13 protein-coding genes are annotated in these 12,970 nt (G+C 64.7%); 6 read left to right on the top strand and 7 right to left on the bottom strand.

Features of this window, described 5'->3' with window-relative positions:
• Positions 1-95 precede the first annotated feature (95 nt).
• Together WA702_RS05995 and WA702_RS05990 are read right to left on the bottom strand one after the other, a co-directional pair.
• Positions 96-650, bottom strand: a complete 555-nt coding sequence (locus WA702_RS05995) for an ActR/PrrA/RegA family redox response regulator transcription factor (RefSeq protein WP_425109613.1) — start codon at positions 648-650, stop codon at positions 96-98.
• A gap of 136 nt (positions 651-786) precedes the next feature.
• Positions 787-2,121, bottom strand: a complete 1,335-nt coding sequence (locus WA702_RS05990) for an ActS/PrrB/RegB family redox-sensitive histidine kinase (protein WP_425109612.1) — start codon at positions 2,119-2,121, stop codon at positions 787-789.
• Positions 2,122-2,217: 96 nt separating this feature from the next.
• On the opposite strand from WA702_RS05990, the gene WA702_RS05985 reads away from it, so the two are divergent.
• The 6 genes from WA702_RS05985 to WA702_RS05960 all read left to right on the top strand — a co-directional run bounded on the left by WA702_RS05985 (position 2,218) and on the right by WA702_RS05960 (position 10,341).
• A complete protein-coding gene (locus WA702_RS05985; RefSeq protein ID WP_425109611.1) occupies positions 2,218-3,024 on the top strand; it encodes an ABC transporter ATP-binding protein in 807 nt (268 codons plus the stop codon).
• Entirely contained in the window at positions 3,021-3,833 is an 813-nt protein-coding gene (locus WA702_RS05980) for an ABC transporter permease (protein WP_425109610.1), read from the top strand. Before WA702_RS05985 ends, WA702_RS05980 begins: the two co-directional genes overlap by 4 nt.
• 123 nt (positions 3,834-3,956) lie before the next feature.
• The gene (locus WA702_RS05975; protein ID WP_425109609.1) at positions 3,957-5,285 is read left to right on the top strand and encodes a polyhydroxyalkanoate depolymerase; all 1,329 of its coding nucleotides are present in this window, start codon (positions 3,957-3,959) and stop codon (positions 5,283-5,285) included.
• A gap of 208 nt (positions 5,286-5,493) precedes the next feature.
• Positions 5,494-6,333, top strand: coding sequence for a M48 family metallopeptidase (locus WA702_RS05970; RefSeq protein ID WP_425109608.1), 840 nt, complete (start codon positions 5,494-5,496; stop codon positions 6,331-6,333).
• 393 nt (positions 6,334-6,726) lie between these two features.
• Positions 6,727-9,282 carry an EAL domain-containing protein gene (locus WA702_RS05965; protein WP_425109614.1) on the top strand — a complete coding sequence of 852 codons (2,556 nt, stop codon included), beginning with the start codon at positions 6,727-6,729 and terminating at the stop codon, positions 9,280-9,282.
• 159 nt (positions 9,283-9,441) lie between these two features.
• Positions 9,442-10,341 (top strand): EamA family transporter, encoded by a 900-nt coding sequence (locus WA702_RS05960; protein ID WP_425109607.1) that lies wholly within the window; start codon positions 9,442-9,444, stop codon positions 10,339-10,341.
• Here WA702_RS05960 and WA702_RS05955 read toward each other — a convergent pair whose 3' ends face one another.
• From WA702_RS05955 to WA702_RS05935, 5 genes are all read right to left on the bottom strand, one after another.
• Positions 10,342-10,779: an EamA family transporter gene (locus WA702_RS05955; protein WP_425109606.1), complete on the bottom strand. Its 438-nt coding sequence runs from the start codon at positions 10,777-10,779 to the stop codon at positions 10,342-10,344.
• 191 nt (positions 10,780-10,970) lie between these two features.
• Positions 10,971-11,471 carry a DUF1178 family protein gene (locus WA702_RS05950; RefSeq protein WP_425109605.1) on the bottom strand — a complete coding sequence of 167 codons (501 nt, stop codon included), beginning with the start codon at positions 11,469-11,471 and terminating at the stop codon, positions 10,971-10,973.
• Positions 11,468-12,346, bottom strand: a complete 879-nt coding sequence (locus WA702_RS05945; protein ID WP_425109604.1) for a carbon-nitrogen hydrolase family protein — start codon at positions 12,344-12,346, stop codon at positions 11,468-11,470. Before WA702_RS05945 ends, WA702_RS05950 begins: the two co-directional genes overlap by 4 nt.
• A complete protein-coding gene (grxC, locus tag WA702_RS05940) occupies positions 12,343-12,618 on the bottom strand; it encodes a glutaredoxin 3 (protein WP_425109603.1) in 276 nt (91 codons plus the stop codon). Before grxC ends, WA702_RS05945 begins: the two co-directional genes overlap by 4 nt.
• Positions 12,619-12,649: 31 nt before the next feature.
• Positions 12,650-12,970 (bottom strand): ComF family protein (locus WA702_RS05935; RefSeq protein WP_425109602.1); only part of this gene is annotated, 321 nt, incomplete at its 5' end.

Below are 12,970 nucleotides of genomic sequence, written 5' to 3'. Positions count from 1 at the left end.
GGTGAGCGAAGCGATCCCGAGACGCAGCTATCGAGCAAACCCCGGGATCGCTTCGCTCACCCGGGCTACGGCACCGCGTGTTGTGGCTGGACTGATTACTTCGGCGCCCGCTTGGCCAGAATCCGCTGCAGGGTGCGGCGGTGCATGTTGAGGCGGCGCGCGGTTTCGGAGACGTTGCGGTTGCACATCTCGTAGATGCGCTGGATGTGCTCCCAGCGCACGCGGTCGGCCGACATCGGGTTCTGCGGCAGCTCGGACTTCTCGGTCTTGGTCGAGAGCAGCGCGGCGACCACGTCATCGGCATCCGCCGGCTTGGCCAGATAGTCGACTGCACCCAGCTTCACCGCGGTGACGGCGGTGGCGATATTGCCATAGCCGGTCAGCACGATGGCGCGCGCATCCGGGCGCTTGGTCTTCAACGCCGAGACGACATCGAGCCCGTTGCCGTCACCGAGCCGCAGGTCGACCACCGCGAAGGCCGGTGCGGCCTTGCCGATCTGCGTGATGCCGTCGGCGACGCTCTCGCATGAGGTGACGTCGAAGCCGCGCGTTTCCATCGCGCGCGACAGCCGCTCCAAAAACGGCTTATCATCCTCCACGATCAGCAGCGAGCGATCGGGCTGGTTGGCGAGTTCGGCGATGGCGGTCACGGGTCAATCCTCAAACAGGCTCGAAATGATAACATTCCCAGTCCAACGAGATATATGGCGCCGCGAAAAGGTCCTGCCAAGGCCGGCAAATACCGTTCGGTGCGGCCCTACGCCGCGCTTTGAGCCGAAATAACCGTTAGTTTTGCTCGGCATTGTCCTCCGCAGCCTCGAAACGTCGCCGCGGCCAGACGATCTGGACCACCGCGCCGTGATCGGGGAAGGTGCGATTGGTAAACGAGACCTTGGCGCCGGTGCGCTCCAGCAGGGTGCGGGCGATGAAGACGCCGAGCCCGAGGCCGCCGCTCTGCTGGGCATCGTCGCCGCCGCGCCGGCGTGACAGATAAGGCTGGCCGATCCGCTTCAGGATCTCGGGCGCAAAGCCGGGGCCGTCGTCGGAGACGACGATCTCGACGGTATCGGTGTTCCACCACGCATTGACCTCGACCGTGTCGCGGGCGAAGTCGACCGCATTCTCCAGGATGTTGCCGACGCCGTAGAGGATGGCGGGATTGCGGGTGCCGATCGGCTCGGTGCTGGCCGCGACCGCGATGCGGACCTTGATGTCGACGCCGAAATCGCGGTGCGGCGCCACCGTCTCCTCGATCAAGGTCGACAGCTTCATGCGGTCGAACATCGATCCGGTCGACGAGAGCTGGGTGATCTTGCCGAGGATCTCGCGGCAGCGCTGCGCCTGCTCGCGCAGCGTCTTGATGTCGCTTCCGATCGCATCGTCGCTGCGCAGCGCCTGCTCCAATTCGCGCGAAATCAGCACGATGGTCGCGAGCGGGGTGCCGAGCTCATGCGCGGCGGCGGCCGCAAGTCCGTCGAGCTGGGTCAGATGCTGCTCGCGTGCCAGCACCAGCTCGGTCGCGGCCAGCGCGTCGGAGAGCTTGCGCGCCTCCTCGGTGACCTGGAACGCATAGAGGCCGGTGACGCCGATCGCGAGCGCTATCGAGAGCCAAACGCCGAGCAGATAGACTGGCGGCAGCATCAACGGCTCGTCGCTGTCCCAGGGCAGCGGCAGATGGAAGAAGAACAGCGCGGTGGTGCAGGCCAGCGCCAGCAGGCCGAGAGCGATCGTGAGCCGCACCGGCAGCGCGGTCGCTCCGATCAGCACCGGCACCAGAAACATGAAGGAGAACGGGTTCTCCAGGCCGCCGGTGAGATAGAGCAGGGCGGAGAGCTCGATGACGTTGAGCGCGAGCAGGACACTGGCGTGCACCGGCTCCAAGAGCTGCATCGGGTTGAAGACGATCTGCAGCGCCAGATTGAGCAGCGCCGAGGCGCTGACGATGACAAGGCAGGGCACCACCGGAAGATCGAATTCCAGCCCCTGCACCACGATGAAGATCGCGGCCAGCTGACCGAGCGCAGCGAGCCAGCGCAGCCGCAGGATGGTGTCGAGCCGGACGCGGCGCTGCGGGTGCCGGAAGTCCGTATCGGGCAGGTCTGTGATCAGCGTGTCGGTCATGGCAAGGAACTTAATGTCGGCGCGCGAGGACGACAAACCCAAGATACCAGCGGCCGGCGGTTGCGCTCGGCGGCGCAATGCCGCAATGAACTGGTCATGACGGACGATGATACAGTCCCGGTGGGCGCATCTGATGCCGGCGTGTCCGATGCCTCCGTGCTGGCGCCGGCGATCGCGGTCTCGCATCTGACCAAGCAGTACAAGACCGCGCGAGCGGTCGACGACATCTCCTTCCGCATCGGCCGGGGCAGCATCACCGGCCTGCTCGGCGGCAACGGCGCCGGCAAGACAACGACCATCGCTATGATCATGGGTCTGGTGCTGCCCACCTCGGGCCGCGTCGAGGTGCTCGGCCACAGCATGCCGGCCGAGAGCGCCAAGGTGCTGGGGCGGATGAACTTCGAAAGCCCCTATGTCGACATGCCGATGCGGCTCACGGTCCGGCAGAACCTCACCATCTTCGGCCGGCTCTATGCCGTGCAGAACTTGAAGGCCCGCATCGCCGAGCTCGCCGCCGACCTCGACCTCACCGACTTCCTCGACCGTGCCTCCGGCAAGCTCTCCGCCGGGCAGAAGACGCGGGTGGCGCTGGCAAAGGCGCTGATCAACGACCCGGATCTGCTGCTGCTGGACGAGCCGACCGCCTCGCTCGATCCTGACACGGCCGACTGGGTACGCAGCCATCTCGAGCGCTATCGCAAGCGCCGCAACGCCACCATCCTGCTCGCCTCGCACAACATGCTCGAGGTCGAGCGTCTCTGCGACCGCGTCATCATCATGAAGCGCGGCCGCATCGAGGACGACGATACGCCGGCGCAAATCATGGCGCGCTACAACCGCGCGACTCTCGAAGAGGTATTCCTCGATGTCGCCCGCGGCCGCAACCGGGAGGCCGCGCAATGAACAATCTGACTTTGCAGATCGCCCCGCACCGGATCGGGGCGATGATCCTGCGCTACTGGTACATCCTGGTGTCGTCCTGGCCGCGCATGCTGGAGCTGGTCTACTGGCCGATGCTGCAGATCATCACCTGGGGCTTCCTGCAGACCTACATCGCCAGCAATGCCGGCTTCTTCGCCCGCGCCGGCGGCACCTTGGTCGGCGCCGTGATCCTGTGGGACATCCTGTTTCGCGGCCAGCTCGGCTTTTCGATCTCGTTTCTGGAGGAGATGTGGGCACGCAATCTCGGCAACCTCATGATGAGCCCGCTGACGCCGCTCGAGTTCCTGCTGTCGCTGATGACGATGAGCCTGGTCCGGCTGGCGATCGGCGTGATCCCGATGACCTTGATGGCGATCGCTTTCTTTCATTTCAACGTCTACAGCCTTGGCCTGCCGCTGATCGCCTTCTTCTGTAACCTGATCTTCACCTCGTGGGCGGTCGGCATCTTCGTCTCGGGCCTGGTGCTGCGCAACGGGCTCGGCGCGGAAGGCATCGTCTGGACGCTGATGTTCGCGCTGATGCCGCTGACCTGCGTCTACTATCCGGTCAGCGTCATGCCGATGTGGCTGCAACATGTGGCATGGACGCTGCCGCCGACCTATGTCTTCGAGGGAATGCGCGCGGTCCTGACCGAGCACGTCTTCCGCCCCGACCTGATGCTGTCGGCACTTGCGCTCAACGCCGTGCTGCTGCTGGCGTCGTTCGCGGCCTTCCTTGCGCTTTTGCGCAGCGCCCGCCACGCCGGGTCACTGCTCTCGGGTGGTGAATAATTCGCGTTGTCCCGTGAAAATTTGGAAGAATCTCCGGTTCGGCGCGTTGACCCGTGGAACTGCGCATTGACGCTTATTTATGTGTTCGTCACTATGCTGCGTTGCAGAGAGGATCAAACGAGAATGCCGATAGGTGAGTTTGGCGGCGCACCGCCACTGGCGTCAGAAGGCAGTCCGGCCCTGACGACGCCGATGTACTGGATGTACGAGATGGCGCATGCCTCGCTCAATCCCGCGCGCGCGGTGGGCGACGCCGCCAAGATCCTGTTCCAGAACCCGTTGAATCCGTGGTCACATACGCAGGTCGGCAAGTCGATCGCGGCGGCGTGCGAGGTGTTCGAGCGCACCACGCGCCGTTACGGCAAGCCGGAATGGGGACTCGATTTCACCGAGGTGAACGGCATCCGCGTGCCGGTCGAGGTTCGCGTGGTCTGGGAAAAGCCGTTCTGCCGGCTGCTCTATTTCGATCGCAAGCTGACCCGTCCGCTGCGCAGCCCGGCGCCACGGGTTTTGATCGTAGCGCCGATGTCCGGCCATTACGCGACGCTGCTGCGTGGCACGGTGGAAGCCTTCCTGCCGACGCATGAGGTCTACATTACCGACTGGGCCGATGCGCGCATGGTGCCGCTGGCCGAAGGTCGCTTCGATCTCGACGACTACATCGATTACGTCATGGAGATGCTGCGCGATCTCGGCACCAACATGCATGTGGTGGCGGTGTGCCAGCCGGCGGTGCCGGTGCTGGCGGCGGTCTCGGTCATGGAGGCCGAGCGCGATCCGTTCACGCCGATCTCGATGACCCTGATGGGTGGCCCGATCGACACCCGCCGCAATCCGACCGCGGTCAACAATCTCGCGCAAGAGCGTGGCATCGATTGGTTCCGCAATCACGTCATCACCAAGGTGCCGTTCCCGCATGCCGGCGTCATGCGCGACGTCTATCCGGGCTTCCTGCAGCTCAACGGCTTCATCAGCATGAACCTCGACCGGCATGTGGACGCGCACAAGGCGCTGTTCGCCAATCTGGTGAAGGGCGACGGCGACCAGGTCGACAAGCACCGCGTCTTCTATGACGAATACCTCGCGGTGATGGATCTCGCCGCCGAATATTATCTGCAGACGGTCGAGACGGTGTTCATCAAGCACGCTTTGCCGAAAGGCGAGATGACCCATCGCGGTAATCTGGTGGACCCGTCGAAGGTGACGCGCGTCGCGTTGATGACGGTGGAAGGGGAGAAGGATGATATCTCAGGTCTCGGCCAGACCGAGGCGACGCACGAACTCTGCTCGTCGATTCCCGCGCATCGACGCGTTCATTACGTCCAGCCGGGTGTCGGACACTACGGCGTGTTCAACGGCTCGCGCTTCAAATCGGAAATCGTGCCGCGCATCAACGATTTCATGATGTCGGCGCAGGATCCAAAGTCGTTGCTCTCGCTCGCCGCAGAATAACGGGAAATAGCGCGTTGCTGCGGGTCGAATCCGGGCCTGCGGTAACGCGTTGATTTGACCCGCAAAACCCGGTTCCAGCCCCGTTTGAAGGGATGAGTATAGCGTCATCCCTTGAGCGTTGCTTTTGATTCCGGATTCACTGAAGTTTGCGGCCGAGACCCCCAATTTGTAGGGGGCGCAGGCCGCGATACCCCATTATATTGGGCAAATGATTTGTTTTTGCGCCAAGCACTTTCCCTGGCGATGGATATGGCAACATCCGGGAGAACTCTTACCCCCCGGACTGAAAGATATGGCCACTCGCGCGCTACTCTATCGGCGGCCCGCCGAACCTTCGCGTCTTCTCGTCAAGCACGGGTCGCAAATCTACTCGATCAGATTGCGCCGTCACCGCCGAGCGCGACGTTATACACTGAGAATTCATCCCTCAGACCGTGAAGCCATCCTGACGATGCCGCCGCGCGGCACCATCATCGAGGCCAAGGACTTCGCGCAACGTCACGGCGCGTGGATCGCCGCGCGTCTCGGTCGTCTGCCGAAGGCTGCACCGTTTCTGCCGGGAACCGTGGTGCCGATGCGCGGCATCCCGCACCGGATCGTGCATCGCGCCGGTGAGCGCGGCACGGTGTGGACCGAGACGCGTGACAGCGGCGAAAAGATCATGTGCGTCGCGGGCGACGTGACCCATATCGAACGCCGCGTGCTCGACTTTCTCAAGCGCGAGGCGCGCCGCGACCTGCAGCGGGCGGCCGAAAACTACGCCGGCGAGCTTGGGGTCAAGGTCAAGCGGCTCTCGATCCGCGATCAGTCGAGCCGCTGGGGCTCGTGCACCTCGGCCGGATCGTTGTCGTTCTCGTGGCGCCTGATCCTCGCGCCGCCGTTCGTGCTGGACTATCTCGCCGCGCATGAGGTCGCGCATCTGGTCGAGATGAACCACTCGCCGCGCTTCTGGAAGGTGTGCGCGCGGGTCTGCTCATCGGTCGAACGTGCCAAGAAGTGGCTCGACACCTGCGGCAACGATTTGCACCGGTACGGCATCGACGACTGATCGGCTCGCGTCCGCATCACGTCCATTTGGAACCAGATCGAAAAGCATGGCCCGGATCATTCGATCCGGGCCATGCTTTTGTGTGCGCAAGCGTGCTCGAGGTGCAGTTATCTGCTTCAGGAAATGAGCAGAATTGCCGCCGGGGGGCGGAAAACGTCAGAGAACGCAGGCGTCATTAACCCGGTTGAAACGACGGGGTCGCCACAACTGAGGGATGGCGACCGTGGCGAGGTACTTGGGAGAGGTACTTGGGATCTGCATTGCCCAGCCAACAGCAGGCTTGCTTCAGCGCACCCCGCGGATGCCGTCAACGAACGAAAGTAGCACCAGGGACGCAACGTGGCTGATAGCGCTGATTTTCTGCTGACCGCGCTCGAGCGCTGTAGCGACGCGATGGCCGTCATCGGAGCGGACTTGCGGATCCGTCGGCTGAATGCAGCGGCTGAGCATCTGTTTCGCTGCCGCCGGGCCGAGCTGATCGGCTGTAAGGTCCGCCGCCTCGACAGGGCGCTCAGGCGGCTGCCGTTCAAGCAGTTGATGTCCGGCAGTCCGAGCGGCACGTCCGAGGCCGCTCCATCGGAGCTGATCTTGCAGCATGCTGATGGCAGCCACAGTCGCATCAGCGTCTCGCTGTCCTGGGTGACGAGCGAGGACGGTGGCCGCTTTGTCCTGTTGGCACGAAACATCACCGATGATGTCGAGCAGCGCGAGCGCGTCGCGCTCTTGAGCACGGTCTCCGATCGCAGCAATCGCGCCATCATCGTCACGGATCACGAGCGGCGGGTCATCTACGTCAACGCCTCCTTCGTCGCCATGTTCGGCTACTCCGCGGAGGAGGCGAAGGGGCGTCTGGTTCGTGACCTGCTGGCCAGTCCGCATCTCGATCGAGGGGCCATCGCGCGGCTCGAGCAGGGGCTCAACGCGGCCTGCGGCGCCGAGGAGGAACTCCTGCTGCAGGACAAGCACGGTCAGGAAATCTGGGTCGCCGCGTTCGTCGAAGCGCATCGCAATGCGCGCGGCGAGATCAGGCAGATGTTCGGCCTGCTGAGCGATATCAGCGAGACCAAGCAGCTGCGCTCGCTGCAGCAATTGACGACTGCCGGGCTCGCCGAGGAGCGTCCGCTCGAAGACGTCGCCGATCAGCTTTGCCGCCGGGTCGAGGAACTCGCGCCCGGCATCGTCTGCTCGATCTTGCATGTCGACAAGGATGGGCTGCTGCATCCGCTCGGCGGACCGAGCCTGGCAGCAGATTATTGTGCGGCGCTGGATGGCCTTGCGATCGGACCGGAGATCGGCTGCTGCGGAACCGCGGCCTATCTCGGCGAGCCGGTGCTCGCGCTCGATATCGACACCGATCCGCGCTGGGAACAGTTCAAGACCCGGCCGTTGGAGATGGGCTTGCGGGCCTGCTGGTCGACGCCGATCAAGGCCAGGGACGGGCGGGCGATCGGTACCTTCGCATTCTATTTCCGAGAGTCCCGCGGTCCGAGCCGCTGGCACCAGCAGATCGTCGATGCCTGCACGGTGCTCAGCGCGCTGGCGATCGAGCGCTACGAGGCGCGCGCGGCAATGGCCCGGATCGCGTTTCATGACATGCTCACCGGGCTGCCCAACCGGGCACGGATTCCGGGCCTGATCGCCGAGGCCATCGGCGCCTGCGCCGAGGGCAGCCACGTCGCGGTGGCGTTTCTAGACGCCGACAATTTCAAGGATGTCAACGATACGCTCGGCCACGCGGCCGGCGACGAGTTCCTGGTCGCATTCGCCAGGCGGCTGCGCGGCCAGATCAAGCCAGGAGACATGCTCGGCCGTCTCGGCGGCGACGAGTTCGTCATCGTGCTGCCGAACCGCGATGCGGTCGAGGCCTCGCTGATGGCTGCGCAAATCACGGCGGCGTTGGCCACGCCGCTCACGATCGGCAAGCGCCAGGTGGTGATGTCGGCAAGCATGGGGCTCAGTCTCTATCCGGACAACGCCACCAATATCGACACGCTGATCAAGCAGGCCGATGCGGCGATGTACAAGGCCAAGCACGCCGGGCGTGCGACGTATCGCTTCTTCAGCGCCGACATGAACAAGATCGCCGAACAGCGGCTGATGACGTCGACGGCGCTGCGGCAGGCGATCGCCGAAGAAGCCTTGACCTTGCATTACCAGCCGCAGATCCGCTCCAGCGACGGCACCATTCACGGCGTCGAGGCGCTGGCGCGCTGGCATGATCCAGTGCTGGGCGAGGTCTCGCCGGCGAAGTTCATTCCGCTGGCCGAGGAATGCGGGCTGATCGAGCAGATCGGCATCTGGTCGATCAGAGAGGCCTGCCGCCAGATGGCGGTCTGGCGCCGCGCCGGGCTCGACATTCCGGCCGTGTCGGTCAATCTGTCGCCGATCAACTTCCAGAACGTGAACCTTGCGGCGCAGGTGGCGCTCATCCTTGCCAAGCATGAGCTGCAGCCCAATCACCTCATTCTCGAGATCACCGAAGGCGTATTCCTGAGCGAGCGCTCCACCGTGATCGCGACCATGGGCGAGTTGCGCCGGCTCGGCGTCGGCCTGTCGCTGGACGATTTCGGCACCGGCTACTCCAGCCTCAGCCGTCTGGCGCAACTGCCGATCGACGAGCTGAAGATCGATCGCAGCTTCATGCGCGATCTCGTGACCGACACCGGCACGCGCGCGATCGTGACCGCGGTGGTGCGGGTCGGCCAGAGCCTCAACCTCGCCGTCGTCGCCGAGGGCGTCGAGACCGACGCGCAGCGCGCGCTTCTGGTCGAGCTCGGCTGCGATGCGATCCAGGGCTTCTTCTACGCGCGCCCGCTGCCGGCGACCGCCTTCGGGCGCTGGCTACTCGATTACAGCGCGCACCGCGCCAGCGCGATGTTGCGGCAGATCCGCAACGCCCTGGCGCAATCGGACGCCGCGTCATCGAACTGGGTCGCGGAGCTCGGCTGAGGCCATCCGCGCTCCATCGCGCGGGCATTCGCCACACCACCGCCGTCGCCCCGGCCGCAATTGCCTGGCCGCCCGCATCCCGGCATGCCCCGCCCCTGTTGACCGCGCGGCATACGCCCGGCACGGTGGCGCCGAATTCCTCCCGTCTAATCCTGTCTCATGTTCTCGATCACCACGCTCTGGATTCCCTTCACGCTGACCGCCTCAGTCGGCCAAGTCGCGCGCAACGCGATGCAGCGCTCGCTGACGGCGAAGCTCGGCACCTGGGGGGCGACCAATATCCGCTTCCTGTTCGGCTTCCCGTTCTCGCTGCTGTTTCTTGGCCTGGTGCTGCTCGCCACGGGCGATAGGCTGCCATGGCCGCCGTCGGTGTTCTGGCCGTGGCTCTTGCTCGGCGCGTTCAGCCAGATCATCGGCACCGGGCTGATGCTGCTGGCGATGACCGACCGCTCCTTTGTGGTGACGACCGCTTACCTCAAGACCGAAGCGATCCAGACCGCGGTCTTCGGCTTCGTGTTTCTCGGCGACCCGCTCTCGGTGATGAAGGTGGTCGCGATCCTGGTCGCGACCATCGGCGTCATCGTCACGGCATTACGGCCCGGCGGAGAGAAGCGCTTTGCCGAATGGAAGCCGACGGTGATCGGGCTTGGCGCGGCCGCCGCGTTCGCGCTGTCTGCGGTCGGCTACCGCGGCGCCATCATCACGGTCGAGGGCGTCTCCTTCGTGACGGCTGCCACCACGACGCTGGTCCTGGGCCTGATGCTGCAGACGCTGCTGCTGACGATCTATCTGCTGGTGCGCGCCCCCGGCATTCTCAAGGCGATCCTGGCATTGTGGCGGCCGTCGATGCTGGCGGGTTTTGTCGGCGCGTTCTCGTCGCAGTTCTGGTTCCTGGCCTTTGCGCTCGCGGCGGCGGGCAATGTCCGCACGCTTGCGCTGCTCGAGGTGCTGTTCGCGCAAGCCGTGTCGTATTACTCGTTCAAGCAGAAGGTCGCGCTGCGCGAGATCTGCGGCATCGTGCTGATCGTCGCCGGGGTGGCGCTGCTGATTGCCGTGTAGTCAGGCTTTGAGCGCGATCAGTATCGCGCCGGCCGCGATCAATGCGATTCCGATCCAGCCTTGCTGCGAGGGGCGCTCGCCGAGGAATACGACGCCGAACAGCGCGACCAGCACCACGCTGAGCTTGTCGATCGGCGCGACCAGCGTCGCAGGACCTAGCTTGAGCGCGCGGAAGTAGCACAGCCAGGACGCGCCGGTGCCGAGCGCCGACAACACCAGGAATAGCCAGCTCTTCGCCGAGATGGGGCCGGGATTGGTAAGCTGGCCGGTGGCAAACAAGATCGCTGCCAGCGTCAGCAGCACGACGGCAGTGCGGATCAGGGTAGCGAGATCGGAATTGATGCCCTCGACGCCGACCTTGGCGAAGATCGCAGTCAGTGCCGCGAAGAATGCAGAGAGCAGCGCCCAGAGCTGCCATGAGGAGGAGAGGGGGGACATTCCGGGAGCCTGGTTCTGCTTGGTCGCCTATGGCTTCTCCACCGTCATTGCGAGGAGCGTAGCGACGGAGCAATCCAGAGAGGCGTGCGTAATTCTGGATTGCTTCCGCCGTCGCCCTGCGGGCTATGGCGGGACACGTCGCTTCGCTCGCAATGACGGCAATCATCGTCCCGGAACGAGAGGTTTGCCCGTCAGTTCCTGTCGTCCGGCAGCACCGGCAGCGGCGCCACCTCGATGCCTTCCTCAACCAGCTCGCGTGCTTCCTGCGGCGAGGCCTCGCCATAGATCGGCCGGTGCTCGATGTCGCCGTAATGCATCTTGCGCGCCTCGGTCGGGAACTGCTCGCCGACATTGTCGGCGTTCTTCACGATATGGTCGCGCAGCTCCTTCAGCTTGGCGCGCAGCTCGCGCTCCTGCGCCATCATCAGCGACTGCGGTCCGGCCGGTACTGCCGGCTCAGGCAACACAGGTTCGGAAACGGTGGCAGGCACCGGCGGCGCAGACTCGCGGCTTTTCTTGCTGACGATGCTCTTCACGATCCTTGGCGCCATGATCGCCTTCTCGACCTTGGTCGAGCCGCAGGACGGGCATTCCACCAGCTTGCGCTTGATCTGAGATTCGTAGGCCGCGGAGCTCTGGAACCAGCTTTCGAACGCATGATCGCGTTCGCAGCGCAGTGCGTAGCGGATCATGCCGATCCCCGCACCAGGTGCAGATAGTCGGGCCCCGCCTTCGGATCGGCCATGCCGAAGCGCCGGCCGTGCTGCAGCGAGGGGATCGCCTTGTGCGCGGTCTCGACCCGGCCAGGATCGATGCGGGCCAGCACCACGCCCGGCTCGGTGCCGCCATCGGCCAGCACCTCGCCCCAGGGATCGACGATCAGCGAATGGCCGAAGGTCTCGCGCTTGTTCTCGTGTAGGCCGCTTTGCGCCGCCGCGAACACGAAGCAGCCGGTCTCGATGGCGCGCGCGCGCAGCAGCGTGTGCCAATGCGCCTCGCCGGTCTTACGGGTGAAGGCGGACGGCACGGTGATGAAGCAGGCGCCGGCCTCGGCGAGCGCGCGATAGAGCGCGGGGAAGCGCACATCGTAGCAGATGGTCAGCCCGATGCGGCCCCATGGCAGGTCGGAGATCACGGCGGTCTCGCCAGGCTGGTAGTTAGCGGATTCGCGGTAGCTTTCGCCGCCCGGCAGATCGATGTCGAACATGTGGATCTTGTCGTAGCTCGCGAGGATGCCGCCCTCGGGCCCGATCAGGAACGAGCGGTTGACCGCTTTGTCCTCGGAGAAGCGCAGCGCCAGCGAGCCGACATGCAGATGGATTTTCAGTTCGGCAGCGAGCGCCTGATAAGCCTTGAGCGAGGCGTCCTCGTCCTGGCTCTTCAGGTGCTCGAACAGCGCCGCCCGGTTGAGCTGCATCATGTTGCTGACTTCGGGCGTCTGCACATAATCGGCGCCCTGGGCCGCCGCCTCGCGGATCAGCCGGGTCGCCTGCTCGAGGCTGGGTTCGGGCATCAGGCCGGTGCGCATCTGCACCAGGGCAGCGGTGAAGCTGCGGTCCGTGCTCATGAGGCCACCCCTTCGCCTGCGAGCATGGCATCGAGCTTGCCTGCGCGGTCGAGTGCATAAAGATCATCGCAGCCGCCAATGTGGCTACCGCCGATGAAGATCTGCGGAAATGTCGAGCCCGGGCCGACGCGATCATACATCTGCTGCCGGACCGACGAGTCCTTGCCCGCGTCGTATTCGGTAAAGGCGGCCTTTTTGCGGGTCAGCAGGGATCGGGCGGCGGTGCAATAGCCACAGCCGGGGCGGGTGTAGATCTCGATGGCGGCAGTCATCTGGCGCTCAATTGTTCGTGGAGTCAGCCGATTATATGGGAGGGCGGGGTGCATCCACAACCCGGGCGAAGACCAGCACGTCGACCTGCGCCGCCTTCGCACGCAACAGTGCCCTTGCGCAGGCATCAAGTGTCGCGCCAGTGGTCAGCACGTCATCCACCAGCACAATCCGGCGCCCCTGCACGTCTGATAAGCGGTCGGCAGATACCTGGAACGCGCCCTGCACATTGCTTGCGCGCTGGCTGAGCGACAGCCCGACCTGCTGTTCCGTCACGCGGACCCTTTTCAACGCGTCGCTCCGCCTCACGCCGCTGTGGCGCGCGATCACCCGTGCCAGCGCGCAGGACTGGTT

Source organism: Bradyrhizobium sp. (assembly GCF_049798375.1).
GTDB lineage: Bacteria > Pseudomonadota > Alphaproteobacteria > Rhizobiales > Xanthobacteraceae > Bradyrhizobium.
The sequence above is the reverse complement of the archived record's forward strand: the minus strand, read 5'-3'. Positions and strand labels throughout refer to the sequence as shown.

Coding starts and splice junctions, on each gene's coding strand:
- WA702_RS05960 (WP_425109607.1), top strand. CDS start 9,442: ATGTTCTCGATCACCACGCTCTGGATTCCCTTCACGCTGACCGCCTCA.
- WA702_RS05945 (WP_425109604.1), bottom strand. CDS start 12,346: ATGAGCACGGACCGCAGCTTCACCGCTGCCCTGGTGCAGATGCGCACC.
- WA702_RS05980 (WP_425109610.1), top strand. CDS start 3,021: ATGAACAATCTGACTTTGCAGATCGCCCCGCACCGGATCGGGGCGATG.
- WA702_RS05950 (WP_425109605.1), bottom strand. CDS start 11,471: ATGATCCGCTACGCACTGCGCTGCGAACGCGATCATGCGTTCGAAAGC.
- WA702_RS05965 (WP_425109614.1), top strand. CDS start 6,727: ATGGCCGTCATCGGAGCGGACTTGCGGATCCGTCGGCTGAATGCAGCG.
- grxC (WP_425109603.1), bottom strand. CDS start 12,618: ATGACTGCCGCCATCGAGATCTACACCCGCCCCGGCTGTGGCTATTGC.
- WA702_RS05985 (WP_425109611.1), top strand. CDS start 2,218: ATGACGGACGATGATACAGTCCCGGTGGGCGCATCTGATGCCGGCGTG.
- WA702_RS05955 (WP_425109606.1), bottom strand. CDS start 10,779: ATGTCCCCCCTCTCCTCCTCATGGCAGCTCTGGGCGCTGCTCTCTGCA.
- WA702_RS05970 (WP_425109608.1), top strand. CDS start 5,494: ATGATTTGTTTTTGCGCCAAGCACTTTCCCTGGCGATGGATATGGCAA.
- WA702_RS05975 (WP_425109609.1), top strand. CDS start 3,957: ATGCCGATAGGTGAGTTTGGCGGCGCACCGCCACTGGCGTCAGAAGGC.
- WA702_RS05990 (WP_425109612.1), bottom strand. CDS start 2,121: ATGACCGACACGCTGATCACAGACCTGCCCGATACGGACTTCCGGCAC.